This window comes from Candidatus Zixiibacteriota bacterium (genome assembly GCA_029860345.1).
Taxonomy (GTDB): domain Bacteria; phylum Zixibacteria; class MSB-5A5; order GN15; family FEB-12; genus JAJRTA01.
On record JAOUBJ010000007.1, the window covers coordinates 1 to 16041 of the forward strand.

Genomic DNA, 16041 nt, shown 5'->3' on the forward strand with positions numbered 1-16041 from the left:
ATTGAACCGGTCATTATAGTCATACTTGGTGTGGTCATTGCATTCATACTGGTAGCTATGTACCTGCCTCTGTTCGACCTTGTCGGCGCACTCTAGACGACGACTATCCAAAGACAGGGGCAGCACCTTCAAAAGAGCTGCCCCAGATAAATAACCAACCCACAAACTCAATTGGCGTCGAGTGAGAAACCACTTTCCTCAAAGAACTTGATAACGCCATCAAAGCGTGATTCGTTGCGCATGACCAGTTGAAACCAATAGTCACTCAGGTCAAAGCAGACAATGTACTCAAACAGACTTACGTTCTTTAGGAAATCCTCATAAGGTATCATGCCCGTAAAGCTCAAAGAAGCGACCTCGTCCTGGGACTTTTGCGGGTATAACCCAAACGTCCATTGTTCAGCCTGCGAGAACTCTTCAAAGCAAGCTACCAAGTGTTCGACGTTGGCGTCGGCGTATTCCCAAGTTGAGAAGTAGCTCCTCTTTTCGCTGCTTCTTTGCTTAAGCAGTTTTTCGAGCTTGGGTCTTCGAATAAACTGTCGCTTGGGAACCAGTGCGTTGAGACAAATAAAGTCCGCCGAAAAAGTGAGCAACAGCCGACGCAGTAGATCGGGATTCCGATAGACGGCTGGGTCTTCTGATGAAACGACCAGACAGTCTGACTTCCACGAAGAAAACAGGCCACCTTCAAAGTACCGAAACCGATAATCCTGGGCCGCTCTTGGGTCGTAAATCTGAATCAAAACAGTAAAGTATCCGTATTACACAGGTGCAACCGCTACACGCAAGGATTCAACCTGCAAGTGCTAATGAAAAACGGTAGTACGATCGCGATCGGAGACCGCAAATCGTACTAACCGTTTCTTTCATACTCAATCACCTATATTGCCAACACAGAGACTCTTGTCAAGTCAATCAGCGATACAGATATTTTATCCAATCCCAGTGGGAATTAGGCTTACCCCCATTGAAATAGTTCACAATACTGCCTCTAAGGCTGAGATGCCAACCTTTGTCATGTGGGCTGTAGCCCAATCTCAGATATCGACCAGAGTTGAGCCAACTACCTTGTCGAAAAAACCAATCAGCAACTCTTGTCGTGGCCGCCCATCGCACTACTTGAGGGCCATAAATTGATCCCCAGGTAATAATCTGGTAATAGGCCCCCATAATGAATGCACCGGCTGCACTACTTGGAGTGACACCAAGCATCATTCCACCAAAAGCGCCGTCGCCGGTTGATACCCACTCGCCCGTTTCAGGGTCAGTGTAACCTGGCGAGTAGGCTGCGATCTGGTCACCCCCACTCTCCTGATAGTCAAAATCCACAAGCGTAGTCCGGTAGCCTTCGATGTCAACTTCCAAGGTGAAGTACACGTCAGTAAGATTACCTTCCGAGTCGAACTCTGCATTAACATAGAGGCTCGTTTGGTCAATATACCAATCTGCCCATTGCAAGGGTTTGCCTGCGGCCATGTTACCGGCGTCCTGTATCGCTAAATCCTTCGCCCACGCATTCGCCATTGTGGAGAAAAACACGATTTCCCCCCCACCCGGCGGTTTAATATACCCCACCTGCTGGTGTGTTCTAGGGTGAAATATGCCACAAACCTCCCCTTTGTTGTTTGACTCTCTGGCAAAATTGGCGAAGGCCTGGGCGTCGGCCTTGTCGGAGGCAACACAGGCCTCTATCGCGGCACGAATACCATCCTTAGTCAAATGCCACATGGTAGTCAACCCAGATGGATCTGACCCCATTACTGGATTACCCTCAGCATAACTATATGGTGAGGGGCCGGCCAGAGCTGGATCAGGCGCCATGAACCGTCCGGTAGAACGACTGTAGTATCTCGGCCCAAAGTCAAGTTCCTCAGTCTTGTCTTTCTCCTTGCCGATGTACCAGTGTGGCGTATGACCTAGTCCACCCTGCGAGTACAACTCGCCGTAAGGATAGTACTCGATCATTCTATCGCCGGGTATCCCCCGAGAGTCGACATAAGAACGCACCGAGCCATGATAGTCATTGATATAGTGGCAGGTGCTGTCGGCGCTGACATCGTTGAGGTCCTTTCGCTGCAGACGTTGACCCAAGCCATACACATTGATGTTGGCAAGGCTGTCAGTATCGTCATACTCCAGGATGACGGTATTGCCCGCCCAGACATAATACCGATCCGATTCGATTCGAATCCACGAACCTCGCGGACCGGATTCTGAGTCATAGAACCTGTATATATGGGTCTGCTTGACCTTCTGTCCGTCGCCGTTGTACAGATTGAGAACAGTGTCAGGTTTGTCACCGAACTGATAGAAATCAGCCTCCCATTCGGCTGATGTCATCAGTCCGCGATGATCATAAGCGTAGTTGATTCTGTCATCCCAAGCTTCACCGTCCGTCCACGTTTCGATGGAGGTCAACTGCCCTCTGTCATTTCGATTAATGACCCAGGTTGAATCGTCTGAGAAGTCAATGACGCTGTCGCAATTGCTGCCATCGAAACGAGTGTACACCAATGAATCGTCGTCGGAAACCCATCGAGAGTTTAGATTACCGTTAAGGTCGTAATCATAGGCCATGGTGGTCGTATCGGCCGACTCGTTGGGGTCTTCCATAAAGGCCGACACCAAGCGTCCGAGAGAGTCATAGGCGTAAGTTCTGATTTCTCCCAGCGCCGTTCTGGTACCGGTCGAATCCAGGTCGTACTCTTTGTCTATGAAGTGATTGTCATAACTGTATTCGCGACAGAACAGCTTCATATAGGAAGACCGATTGATGGTCTTTATCAGGCGACTGAGGCTGTCATGCGAATTCGTGGACACAACGCCGTTTACAAACTTGGCCTCACGAATTGCACCCCAGGGTTCGTACTCGACCGAGTCCTCACCAATAATGCCGGAGATACTGCTGAGCCAACCAGTCTGGAAGTACTCGTACTCGTTGGTGGAGTTGTCGGGATAGGTGATCTTCATGGGAGCATCGTTGGCATAGTACTCAAACTTGAGCTTCTGGCGATCAGGAAGACCGGTGATCCAGGTGGTCTTCTGACCGACACGCCCCCTGGCGTCATAGTAGTAGAAAGTGGAGTCGACCACACTTCCGTCCTGATATGATATCTGTTCCGTCAGTCGGTTCAAACAGTAGCCAAGTCCACCGGTCGTGTCGGTGGCGATTGAGGATGTAGAATATGAGTCGTAGCGATTGGTCACGGACACTGTAGTACCGGATGAAGGGTAAGTGCGGGTACCAAGTGAAGCGGTGTCGGCGTTTGGAACAGAGCCTGCCTCCAACAGTCGGTGTGCGATAGTGTCGTATATGAAGTAAGTCCAGATGGTATCGCTGTTGTACCGGATCAGTCGCAAATCACCCCACTCATCGTACCAATTCTCAACTGTACCGACATCGATGTCGATCAGCTTCTTTACTCTGCCCCAGTCATCGTAGGTCTGTTGGCGGGTCCGTCCTTCCAGGTCAGTGACTGCTCTCAGGTGGCCCATTTTGTCATAGGCATAGGTAACAACGCCCATGAGACTGGTTGTATCTCCGACTTCAAAAACAGAATCGAAGAGTTGGTTGCCGGCCAAGTCGATCCCGCTGACCGTTCGCTGACCACGGTAATCATCGTACAAGGTCGTAAACTCATCAATGAACCTGATGGTATCCTTCGACCCGTCCGGCAAGACTGTCTTGACCTTTCGCGTGCTCTGGTCATGATAGTACTCAGTCCAATAGGTGCTACCGGAGTCTGCGTATTTGGGCCTGCTTTGTTTGGCAATTAAACCGGCCATATCGTAGGTCAATGAGTCAACAATCGATGTGATCGTATCTACTTCGAGAATCGTCTTGACCCTTCGGTAGTGGTCGTCGTGTACGGATTTGGTAACGATGCGAGTACTGTCATCTATTTTCGTTGAATTGCCGGTTACGTTCCCACTCTCGTAGATGTTGATAATCGTGGTATCGCCGGAATCCTCCAGAGGCATCTTGATTCCCAGGTCACGCCCCAGACTGTCGTAATAGTATTCCGTCACCGCACCGTTCAGGTCGGTTTCCTTCTTGAGTTGACCGTTGGGGTAGTAGTCGTAGGTGACAATGTCTCCAAGGGCCGAATCTGTTTCCTTCCAGGTAAAAGAATTGTATAGTGTATCCCATTCCCAATAGGTTTTGTCGCCATTTGGGTCAGTCTTTGATTTCACCATACCGCCGCTGGAGTAGTATTCGTAGAATGTCCTCAGAGTATCGGTGTCATCGGAGTAATCGGAGTCGAGCGTGACCAACACCGAGTCAATGACGTAGTTCTTGCTCGAGTTGTAATAGAAGTTGGTAAACATGCCGAAAGCCAAAGAATCGTTTTGGAAAAAACTCCACACCTTATCGATCAGTGTGAAGTTTCTCGACGACACATATGTGTAATCAAGAACGCTGTCCATCCTGAACCACAACGTGTCGTTGGGGTAGGGTGATGGAATCCAACTGACATCGGTATAATACCCGTTCTTGTTTGTACAGGTAGTATCAGTGGTTAACCACTGGTCAAGCCTTTCACTTTCGATCTTCCGAGTCATTACCCCGGCGGCATCCATGTCCTTTTCCAGAATTGTCGAACGCCACTCTTTGGACGAGGTCGCCGTGAACGACAAGGAGTCGAAGTGCAGGTCCGGATGATAATAAGGTACGCCTACGTGAGTTACGAAGGTAGCCGGGGTGTACAAATCGATGGTGCTTCCCTCGGAGTCGATTTTCTTCCCAATCTTGACAATGTCGCCGCCGTTCGACGTACCATAACTGTAACCGGTGCATACGGTATCCCCGTCGAATATGGAGTGCTTCTGATACAGCATGTTTGGATAGTAGCCGGCACAGAAGACAAAAGGGTATAACCACTCAGATGGCACATATCCGCACTCCTTGTCCAGGAAGTACCAAAACTCCTGCTCTCCACCAGATGGGTGCAAGACAGTCGTCACCCGGCTGACCATCCCTGCATACTCCATCTGGGGCTCAATGACTTCCAATCCGGGATAGCTTAATTCGTATTTGATCAGCAGCGTGTCGCCATCGGCAATCCTTCGATTGACACCGATATAGTTCTTGAATTCATCGATAGGGTCATCGAAAGTTTTGTAGTCACAAATACTGTAGGTCGGAATCATAAACGCCCTATACCTGTACTCGGCATAAGCACCGGCCGGATCGGTAATCGAACCCAAGTAGTATAAGTCGTCGGAATCATATTTCTGGGTGTCATTATAACTGAGCGTGTCGGCCCAGGTAGCTGCTGTGTCCCAATAGTCGGCCACGTCGTTGTAGTAGATGTCGGTGGTGTAAGTGTAAAGGGTGCTGTCACCGTTAGGATGCTTCACTTTGTTCAACAAGCCTTCCTTGGTCCAGTCATATTCATAGGTAACTCTGAGAGTATCCCCCTCATGATTCAACCAAAGCAGGTTGCTGAGACGAACATCGTTCGTAGGCGATGAAGTGAGGGAATAGACCGAATCCTCATCGCAGTACTGAAAATGTACTTTGCGACCGATCGGACTGGTAACGTACTTTATGTACTTATTACCCCAATAGGTCACTTCTATATAATCACCATGACGATTGTACATCTTGGTCATCAGTTTACAGTCGCCGTATCGCTTTCCGAACTCCAGCTTGGTGCCGTCGGCACACAGCATCACTTCGGTGAAGGGATTACCGCCCTTGTAATCGGTGAGAATTGCCAGACCACGAGTCTTTCGCGGATAGGTGCCGTTGGTCGACGCATCCAGGTTAACAAGTAAGTCTTCAGAACTTCCGTCCTGGTACGTTATGGTAGTCGCACTGTCATCGTAATTCAGATAGGGATACTCGATATGCCAACCGATTCCCATGTATTTGTTTGACGAAGAGTCGAACGGCCGTTGATACACGCAGTGAGTATCAGGGTTGTCTATAAGATCAACGTCCGGTAAGTAGTTTGCACTGGTGTAGGAACGAATGATCTGTACGTCCAAGCCGCGCCTGCCGGGAATGGTGACGTCGGTTTCGCTCAGTGTTAAGGCCCCGCTGGAATAGTCGATGCGGTCCCCAATGGAACCTACAAACCCTTCGGCCATGGCGTTGCCATGAACCGCAAGAATCGCGACAATGATCAGGATGCCTGTGATAATGTGTTTCACTCTCATGTTGTCCTCCACAGATGTTTGACATTACTAATACCGGAGCGTCGATGAACCGATATGGTCTTTCCATAGAATCACTGTCGTGGTTCTTTACCACCTGGGCAAAGATTGTCCACGCACTCCGGCAACACACAGACCGCTGCAAGCTAGGTTTTGGTAAGAATCAAATTGGACCTCCTCCCGAGGGTACGTTTCGATCAACACTGTATCATAAAAGCTCGGTGAAGGTTTGTCAAGTACGAAAATCGCTACTTAGGTCAAGTTAGCGATGTTTACACACCTGGATACCGTGACAGGCACGGCAAGACAGAAGCCGATCGGGTGTCAGGCCGCTTGCGGATTGTTGAGAAAGCTCCCTCGGTCGTTCTTGCCGGCCACCGAAGACACTGGTGCCGTTGGATGCACGGCAATCTCCCCATGCATGTCATGCCATGGATGGAGATAGCCACAAAACGGTGGGCCTGCCTCGCCACAACGTTGACCTTGGTTTGCCACCGAACTCCCTTGCTGTAAATCTCGCCGTGAGTATACTTGCTCAGAAATAAAGCGGAGAGGCAGGGATTCGAACCCTGGGTACCCGGAGGTACACTGGTTTTCGAGACCAGCGCTTTCGACCACTCAGCCACCTCTCCGACAGGTCTTGCCACCCGACCATCGAGACAGAGTGTACATGAGGGTGGATGGGATCGAACCATCGACAGCCTGCTTAAAAGGCAGGAGCTCTACCCCTGAGCTACACCCCCATGTACACCCGGCCAATAGCCGAAAGTGTACCGAAAATAGCCAAAGAGACGGCGATGTCAAACCTTTTCTGAAAGCGCTGGGCGGAACAGCTCTTGTAGTTGGCAAAAAGAGTTGTGGTGGCTCGGAGCCCCGAATTCAATTGGGCGGTTGGGCCAGATACCTATGTGGAGCTGAATTGATTACGGAAACCCGAGTTAATCGGCTCAAATAGGACGATTTCTGTGAGGATTCGTAAAAAGTCGTTGTTTTTTCCCAAATATCGGTTATTATTTAGTATAAACGTGAACCATTTAGGTCGATGTTATGTTATAATAACTGACTGGTCTATGACTGGTCAACAAATTGACGACTAGAAAGTTTCTAACATACCTCTCTGTCTTTGTCTTCGTAAGAATGAAGGCGCCCCTCCCAGGGCGCCTTTATTCTATTAATCATCAAATCGTTGAGTTTGCCCCATCCGGTTGAACGGTCCGGCCGGTTTAGCCGAATACTGACTCGAACAAAAGTAACTTGTTACTATTTGGTAACTTTAACCAGTTCCACGTCGAAAATGAGAGTTGCACCAGGCGGGATGACATTTCCTGCTCCGCGTGCGCCATAGCCCAAATCCGGCGGGATGATCAACTCGCGTCTGCCACCTACTTTCATCCCGGCGATCCCTTCATCCCAGCCTTTGATGACCCGTCCGGTACCCAGCGCGAATGACAGTGGTGTTCCGCGGTCTCTGGAACTGTCGAACTTGTCGCCTTTCTCACCTTTTTCGGTCCTGAGCCAACCGGTGTAATGGACATCAATTTTGGCCCCCACCACCGCCAGGTCTCCTTCGCCAACGACATGATCGATATATTTGAGTCCGGATTCAGTTGTGATGATCTCCACTTTCTTCTCCTTGTCGTCGGACTTTTTTTCGGTGTCGGCCACCTCGGTCTTTTTGTCAGCGGTTTTGACCTCGGTTGAGTCTGAGCAGACAGCGCTGCCGACTAAGAAGAGGAGGAGGCCAAGCGCGAGGGTAAAGTACTTCATGGTTTCCCTTTCCGGTGCATACACCGTTTTCGTTTTCTTTTATACCAAAATAGTCTCTTGTCGTTTGGCGCCGGTTGAGACAACACAGATGTCGACTTTGAGATCGGCGGCAATATGGTTTAGGTACGACTTGGCATTCGGCGGCAAGTCGTCAAATGAAGTAACGCCGGTAGTGTCTTCGGTCCATCCGGGCAGTTTGGTGTAGACCGGTTTGACTTCGTTGAGTCGGGCGAGATCCAGCGGGACCTCGGTGATAGTCTCTGAGTCCAGTTCATAGGCGTGACAGACTTTCAACTCTTTCAGTCCATCCAGGACATCGAGTTTGGTCACGGCAATTGAATTGACACCATTGATCCGCACGACATGACGCAATCCCACCAGATCGAGCCATCCGCAACGTCTTGGCCGCCCGGTAGTGGTGCCGAATTCCGCCCCTTGACTGCGCAGCCGTTCACCCATGTCATCGACCAGTTCGGTGGGAAAGGGTCCCGACCCCACCCGCGTGGTGTATGCTTTGACGACGCCGATTACTTCGTCGATGGCCCTGGGACCGATGCCCAGACCGGTCAGGGCGCCGCCGATTGTCGTGTTGGAGGAAGTAGCGAAGGGATAGGTGCCGAGGTCGACATCCAAAAGACTCCCCTGCGCCCCTTCGTAAAGAACCTTCTTGCCGGCCTTGATAGCATCGTCGATCACCCGAGAGACATCAACCACCAGCGGTTCGAACAGGCTCGAAAGTTTGAGCAGTTCGTTGTAGGTGCGATCGAGATCGGCCCGTTCGTCGGTGGAGCCGGTCAAAAACTGCTGCTTTATGACCCGTTGGTATTCCAGCCGTTTTTTGAGACGCTCAGGCGCGAAAAGGTCGACCAGGCGGATGCCGTGGCGCGCCACCTTGTCGACATAAGCGGGGCCGATACCTCGTTTGGTGGTTCCCAGGTGGCCGGTTCCCCGGTTGTTTTCCTGTATAGCGTCGATCAATTTGTGGTAAGGCAGCACCAAGTTGGCCGCCGGTGAGATCCACAGACGGTCATGGTAGCTGATCCCCTTCTCGACCAAAACGTCCAATTCCTCTTTCAGACCGAAAGGATCAAGCACCACGCCGTTGCCGATAACGCACTGCTTTCCCGGGTGCAGGATACCCGAGGGGAGCAGGTGGAATTTGAATTTGCGATCTTCGACGACGATGGTGTGTCCGGCGTTGGCGCCGCCCTGAAATCGTGCGATAATGTCGGCTTGAGCCGCCAGCAAGTCGACAATTTTCCCTTTTCCTTCATCGCCCCATTGGCAGCCGAGCACAATTCGATTTTTGGCCATATCTATGAACTCATTTCTATGCTTTGCTGTCCACCAAATCACCTATGGCAGCCAGCAATTCGTTTTTTCCAACACGGGCCAGCGACGAAAACCCAATAGTGGGCAGGCCGAGTTGGGCCTGTACCTGTTCGAGTTTGCGTCGGGTTTTGTCGCGATTGAGTTTGTCGGTCTTGGTAACGACCACGATTGACGGCAACTGATTGTCGGCCAGCCAATCGAGCATCTGAAAGTCATCCTCGCTGGGGTCGCGTCGGCAATCCAACAAAAACACCAGTCCGCTCAACTGCTTGCTGGTTTTGAGATAGCCTTCAATCAGCCTGGCCCAGCTTGCGCGCTCTGTCTTGGATACCTTAGCGTAGCCGTAGCCGGGCAGGTCGACAAAATTGAATCGATCGTTTATCAAAAAGAAATTCAACGAGCGGGTCTTGCCGGGCGTGTTCGACACTTTGGCCATCTTGCGCTGTCCTACCAGATGGTTCAAAAGAGTAGACTTGCCGACATTGGATCGACCGGCAAAGGCAATCTGAGGTCGTCGGTCGCGGGGGATTTTGTCCAGAGCGAAGAATGACCCAACAAACTCACATTGTTTGATCTTCAGCACGTTGTAGCTTCGTTTCTCCCATGTAGTCGACGGCGATGGCATCACCGTCTCACCATACATCACCGGGCGCCCAGTCGTCCGGGCCTGCTTGCTTTGCGACGGGTCGGGTCGGTCAGTGGCTCGGTCAATACTAATTTCAGACAGGCTGCCACCGATCGGACATAGTGCAGTTTGAGCCCATCCAGCAGATCGGACGGCAGTTCAGACACATCTTTGCGATTCTTATCCGGCAGGATTATCTGGTCAATCCCCAGTCGTTTGGCGGCCAGAAGTTTCTCATTGAGGCCGCCAACGGCCAGCACGTCGCCGGTGAGAGTAATCTCTCCGGTCATGGCAATGTCGGTCCGGACCGGTATGCCGGTAAGGCTGGACAACATGGCCGCCAACAATGTCACGCCGGCCGAGGGTCCATCCTTGGGTACGGCGCCTTCGGGAATGTGCACATGTAACTCCAGGTCGTCGAAGAAATTATCACTCAAGCCATACCCGACGGCATGTTTTCTAATGAACGACAACCCGGCCGTGGCCGATTCCTGCATGACATCACCCAAAGAACCGGTCAAGGTCAGTTTGGCCTTGCCCTTCATCGGCACAACTTCGACCGGCAGCACTTCACCCCCCAGTTCGGTCCAGGCCAGCCCGACAGCATAGCCCACGGTCGCTTTGGATTTTATATTGGTCCCGACATACTTGGGCGATCCAAGCAGACGGGTCACTTTGTTCTTCGAAAAGTTGAGCTTACGAATCCGTTTGCCGTCGGCCAGCGTGACCGCCGTCTTGCGCAGGAGGGAGGCCATCTGACGTTCCAGCTCACGCACTCCTGCCTCGCGTGAGTAATGCCTGATGATCTCCAAAACGGCCTCGTCATCAAAGGTGACATCGATTTTGTTCAGGCCGGTCTGTTGTCTGAGTTTGGGAATCAGAAAACCGGTAGCAATTGCCGCCTTTTCAAAATCAAGATAGCCCGGCAAATTAATGATCTCCATGCGGTCACGCAGCGCCGCCGGAATCGAGGCGGTCGTGTTGGCCGTGGTGATGAAAAGGATATCCGAAAGATCATACTCAACCTCAAGGTAGTTGTCGGTAAAGGTGCAGTTCTGCTCCGGGTCGAGCACCTCCAACAAAGCCGAGGCCGGGTCGCCCCGAAAATCTGAGCCGAGCTTGTCGATTTCATCGAGAAGGAAAACCGGGTTGGACGCTTTGGCTTTCTTGATCGATTGAATTATCCGCCCCGGCATAGCGCCGATATAGGTTCGCCGATGCCCGCGGATTTCCGCTTCATCATGTACACCACCGAGCGACATGCGCACGAATTCACGGTCAAGGGCGCGAGCGATGGACCTGCCCACCGAAGTTTTACCCACGCCGGGAGGACCGACCAAACAGATAATGGGCCCGCGTACTTTGCCGGCCAAACGCATCACAGCCAGATGCTCAAGGATACGCTGCTTGGGTTTCTCCAAACCAAAATGGTCACCGTCGAGTATGGACCTCACCTCTTTGAAGTCCAGCCGATCATCGGTAAACTTCTCCCAGGGTAGACCCAACAACCAATCCAGATAGGATCGTACCACACCGGATTCGGCTGAGAAGGGGTGCATTTTGGAGAGCTTCTTGATTTCCTCTTCGGCTTTGGCTCGGACCCGCTTGGGGTACTGACCGGTTTCGAGACGAGTATACAAATCGTCAACGTCGGTGGCCGGATCATCGAACTGACCAAGTTCTTCTTTGATGGCTTTCAGTTGCTGTTGCAGATAAAACTCACGTTGGCTGCGCGACATCGATTCGCGCACGCTGCCGTCGATCTCCTGCTCCAGGTTGAGTATTTCGATTTCCTCTTTGAGCACCGCGGCCAAAAGAACAAATCGTTCGCGCGCCGTCAGCGCTTCCAACAGTTTTTGCTTGGTCTCGATCTTGTGCAGCAGATGGGCGGCCACCGTATCGGCCTGCTCGCGATAGTCCTCGATTGAGGCCAGCGAAACCAGTACTTCGTCCGGAATGCGTCGGTTCAGCCTGACGTATTCGGCAAACTTCTCCCCCACCGACCGGGACAGAGCTTCCGTTTCACGATCAAAGGTGGTGTCGGTAGCTTCGACAATATCGATGTTGGCTGCGATGAACCGTCCGCCGGCCGAAATGTCGACCGCCAAAGCGCGCACTATTCCTTCCACCAGCACTTTGAGCATCCCGTTGGGCATTTTCATTACCTGGAGGATGCGGGCCACCACCCCCATGCGATAGAGGTCGTCCGCTTCAGGGGCGTCAACCTCGGCTGAGTGCTGGGCCAACAAAAGCACCAACTTGTCCTTGACCATCGATTCTTGCAGGGCGTTGACGGTGAATTCGCGACCGATCAGGAGCGGATACATCATGTGTGGGAAAATGATTATATCACGCACCGGGATTACCGGCAGCCGGTTGGCAATGTTCAGTGTCTCGTCGTTATGTACATACTTCATGGGCATATCTTTCTTTTACTCTGGCTCGGGCCAAACGTCATAAGATATGCAAAAGTTACCGCCAGTCCAATCTCTTTTTGGGGGTGATAAATCACCTTTTCGCTCTTCGCGCGCTGTGATTTAGCTGACTGGGTGGCCGCCTCAAACCTTGTTTGGGGCGGGTGTCCGCACCACCCCTCGACTCCGCTCGGGGTGACATTGGTAAGCGCTCGGCGTGACGCTGATTAATGTGGTTTCGCAGGGTCCTGATCTCGACGAAGTCGAGATTGTGACCCTGCGACTTTCACTAAGGTGTTGGGTAAGAGCAGTTGGCCGCCTCTGTCATTCTGGCCAAGGCGGGAATCCAGTCTTCCGTAGGTCAGGAGCCCTGTGCTCCTGACACAACCTCATGCTGAGCGAAGTCGAAGCATGATTCCGGGCCTTTCGTGATAGCCAGTACTTGTGGATCAATACCCGGGATCCGCATGGCGAGAAACACGGCTTGACCGTGCACCCCTCGACTCCGCTCGGGGTGACATTGGTAAGCGCTCGGGGTGACATTTGTAGGGCATAGCGCAAAAAAGCGGCTTATCACCGCCAAGTGCAAAGAACCCATTTATGGGTGGTTTTTGGCGATGACGCTCCACAAAAGCACCATCAGAATGGCCAATAGCGACAAAAGCAGGTAGAATCGATGCGACTGGGTCCTGGCGTGACTGCCTCGGTGCTCCTTCGAATCGCGCTGAAACCCGGATATAGCCTCAAGTGTGACAAGCAGTTCAGAACTTTCGGCACACCTTTCGTCATCTTTCGCCGACATCATGCGCCTTAGCAGCAGGATGATTTCTCCCGGGACCCGGCGCCCGCTGATGGCGGCATAGTCCGGGCGGCGAGTGAGTATTTGGCGCGACAGGTCGGTAACACTCTGGCCGGGAAAGGGTGGCCGACCACTCAGCATAAGGTAGTAAACGGCGCCTAACGAAAACAGGTCGGAAGACGGCAGAGGTTGTTCGTGTCGAACCTCCTCAGGCGAAGCAAAGGCCACCGTGCCGGGTCGGAAGCCGCCCAGTTCGGACTGGCTGTCGGTAAGGCGGCGGGGCAAACAAAAATCCGTGAGTTTGATCTGACCGTCGGGAGTAACCAAAATATTCGAGGGATGCAGATTGCCGTGGACAAGTTCCGCATGGTGTAGGTGCTCCAGGCCCTGAGCCATTTGCACCGCTTTGTCCAGGAAACTCGCAACGGCCACCGGTGTCCCCGCAAACATCTGCTCAAGCGACTCCCCCTGGACAAACTCAGACACCAGCACGATCCGGTTGTCATGTTCGATGATATCGTGCAGAACGGCCAGGTTGGGATGATCCAGACCGCGGGCTGTGTTCAGCAGTTTTCGGCACCGATGCCTGAAACCGTTGTCGGCGGTGACCTCAGGGTGCAGCAACTTCACCACCACTTCCGACCCGCTGGTTGGGTCGGCGCCTTTGTAGACTTCACCGTTTTGGCCGCAGCCGATCAAGTCGTGGATTTCGTACTGGAAAATCCGTTTGGGCAGACTTGTTTCCATATATTCATATTAACGGTCACTTCGGCGACAACTTAAGGGGGTCGTGAAATGGTAGCAGGGCAAAGCAAACGACGGCTAACACTCTTGCGGCAGGTTTTCTTGTCCTGTCATTCTGGCGAAGGCCAAAACCCGGTCTTCGTACTAACCTCTGCGGTTTGTACCTGCGCCTAGCGTGCAAAACACGGCTTGCCCGCTGTCCTAGAGCAATCGTTTGACATTCGGACCGCCCCTTGTTATTGTGCGCCTGAGCGGAAGAAAACTGGAAGGACCATGGACGATACCGAACGTGAAATACGAAAACCGGCCGTAGCCGGGATGTTTTATCCCAAGGCGCCGGGTGAACTGGCCAAGATGATCGCTGGGTTTTTTGCCGAGGTGGACAAACCGGCCGTCGGCGGACATCCCATCGGTCTGATAGCCCCTCATGCCGGCTACCCGTACTCGGGACGGCTGGCGGCACGAGCCTACAAATTGCTGGACGGTCATCAGTTTGACAGCGTGGTGATAATCTCGCCGTCGCACACCGTCTTTTTTCAGGGAGCGGCCGTCTACGACGGTCATGCCTATGAGACGCCCTTGGGTTTGGTCGAGATCGACCAGGACCTTTCGTCGGACCTCTCGACCATCCATCCCTCGGTATATGCCTCACGCAAAGGTCACGCTACCGGCAGCGCTCGTGGTGAGCATGCTCTGGAAGTCCAACTGCCGTTTTTGCAGGTGGTGCTGGGCAGGTTCAAGCTGGTGGCCATCGTGATGGGGGACCAGGAAGAAGACACCACCCGCGCCCTGGGCGAGGTGTTGGCCTCGGGACTTCGCGGCACCAACAGCCTGTTGATCGCCTCGACCGATCTGTCGCATTTCCATGGTGAGAAAGAAGCGCGAAAACTCGATGCCACCGTGCAGGCGGCGGTAGATAAGTTCGATCCGGGCTTGTTGATGAGAACATTGGAAAACGGCAAAGGTGAGGCCTGCGGCGGTGGACCTATGGCTGCTGTGATGGCGGCTGCCAAACGTCTCGGTGGCACAGAAGTTGGCTTCACCGACTATACTACGTCCGGCGCTACGACCGGAGACTTCGACAATGTGGTCGGATACCTGGCAGCGGCCATCACCGGTGCCAAACCGGAAGTGGTCGATAGGTCCATGATGGGTGTTCAGGCGGCCAAGCCTGAGATGCAGGAGGTATCGAACCTGGATCGTCCGCGGCTTCATCAAATTGCGCGCGATGCTATCATGGCCCGCTTGCAAGGCAAGTCTTACACGCCGCCGGTGATCGAAAGCCTCGACAAAAAGCGCGGGCTGTTTGTGACGTTAACCATCGATGGCCGACTGCGCGGCTGTATCGGTCAGATTCGTGCGCAGGAACCCTTGTATGAAGCGGTGGCCGAGATGGCTCAGGCGGCGGCTTTTGAGGACCCACGCTTTCCTGAATTGTCCAAAGACGAGGCGTCACAGATTGAGACTGAGATTTCGGTCTTGTCGCCATTGGTACGGGTGCATGATTTCGATGAAATCGAAGTTGGCCGCCACGGCTTGATGATAAAACTCGAGATGCATTCCGGATTGTTGTTGCCGCAGGTAGCTACCGAGCATGGTTGGGACCGTATCCAGTTCCTTGAGGAAACCTGTATGAAGGCGGGTCTTTCACGCAATTCTTACAAAGACCGCCTGGCCGAAATCTACAAATTCGCCGGGGAAGTTTTTTAGGCCAGTCAAGCTGGCTTTCTTGCGCTACGCGCGCTTACAAGTAGCAGGTGGTGGACGGCCTACGAAGTAACGGTACCACCCCCTACTCAGCTTGTAGGGCAGAACCGCTCCTGGTTCTGCCACACGCCGATGGCGAACGCCCTACGCTCATGCTTCGACTGCGCTCAGCATGACATTGCCGACCTTGATACCCGGATGAACGGGAGTGTTGAAAAGAGTCCGAATCCTCGTCATTGCGAGCGACTCCGCCACAGGCGGAGAGCGCGGCAATCTCAATTCGGTGTACACGTGTCATGCCGAGCGGAGTCGAGGCATGAGATTGCCGCGGCATGTCCCGCGAGACGCGGGATGCCTCGCAATGACTGCAGACGGGGGTTTGTCAACAAGTCCGAACGTCCGGGCCACACCGGTACCATTCAAAACCTGTAATGCCTACCCCAAAAAAACCACTTGATAATGTGGAGCGGTTACACGTTCTTCCACCGCTG

The 16041-nt window shown here is 52.8% G+C and carries 8 protein-coding genes and 2 tRNA genes; 1 reads left to right on the top strand and 9 read right to left on the bottom strand.

Annotated features, from left to right (window positions below):
* Positions 1-167 precede the first annotated feature (167 nt).
* The 9 genes from OEV49_08710 to OEV49_08750 form a co-directional block, all read right to left on the bottom strand.
* On the bottom strand, positions 168-743 hold the full coding sequence (locus tag OEV49_08710; GenBank protein MDH3891153.1) for a hypothetical protein: 576 nt from the start codon (positions 741-743) through the stop codon (positions 168-170).
* A gap of 172 nt (positions 744-915) precedes the next feature.
* The gene (locus tag OEV49_08715) at positions 916-6165 is read right to left on the bottom strand and encodes a hypothetical protein (GenBank protein ID MDH3891154.1); all 5250 of its coding nucleotides are present in this window, start codon (positions 6163-6165) and stop codon (positions 916-918) included.
* A 544-nt stretch (positions 6166-6709) separates the two neighbouring features.
* A tRNA-Ser gene (locus OEV49_08720) sits at positions 6710-6794 on the bottom strand.
* Positions 6795-6833: 39 nt separating this feature from the next.
* Positions 6834-6905 (bottom strand) — tRNA-Lys (locus OEV49_08725).
* A gap of 517 nt (positions 6906-7422) precedes the next feature.
* Positions 7423-7929 (bottom strand): FKBP-type peptidyl-prolyl cis-trans isomerase, encoded by a 507-nt coding sequence (locus OEV49_08730; GenBank protein ID MDH3891155.1) that lies wholly within the window; start codon positions 7927-7929, stop codon positions 7423-7425.
* 39 nt (positions 7930-7968) lie between these two features.
* Positions 7969-9243 carry an adenylosuccinate synthase gene (locus OEV49_08735; protein MDH3891156.1) on the bottom strand — a complete coding sequence of 425 codons (1275 nt, stop codon included), beginning with the start codon at positions 9241-9243 and terminating at the stop codon, positions 7969-7971.
* A 16-nt stretch (positions 9244-9259) separates the two neighbouring features.
* Complete coding sequence (yihA, locus tag OEV49_08740) at positions 9260-9886, bottom strand: ribosome biogenesis GTP-binding protein YihA/YsxC (GenBank protein ID MDH3891157.1); 627 nt, start codon at positions 9884-9886, stop codon at positions 9260-9262.
* A gap of 17 nt (positions 9887-9903) precedes the next feature.
* The gene (gene lon / locus OEV49_08745; GenBank protein MDH3891158.1) at positions 9904-12303 is read right to left on the bottom strand and encodes an endopeptidase La; all 2400 of its coding nucleotides are present in this window, start codon (positions 12301-12303) and stop codon (positions 9904-9906) included.
* A 595-nt stretch (positions 12304-12898) separates the two neighbouring features.
* On the bottom strand, positions 12899-13846 hold the full coding sequence (locus OEV49_08750) for a serine/threonine protein kinase (GenBank protein MDH3891159.1): 948 nt from the start codon (positions 13844-13846) through the stop codon (positions 12899-12901).
* Between the two features lie 270 nt (positions 13847-14116).
* On the opposite strand from OEV49_08750, the gene amrB reads away from it, so the two are divergent.
* Complete coding sequence (gene amrB / locus OEV49_08755; GenBank protein MDH3891160.1) at positions 14117-15553, top strand: AmmeMemoRadiSam system protein B; 1437 nt, start codon at positions 14117-14119, stop codon at positions 15551-15553.
* Positions 15554-16041: the final 488 nt, after the last annotated feature.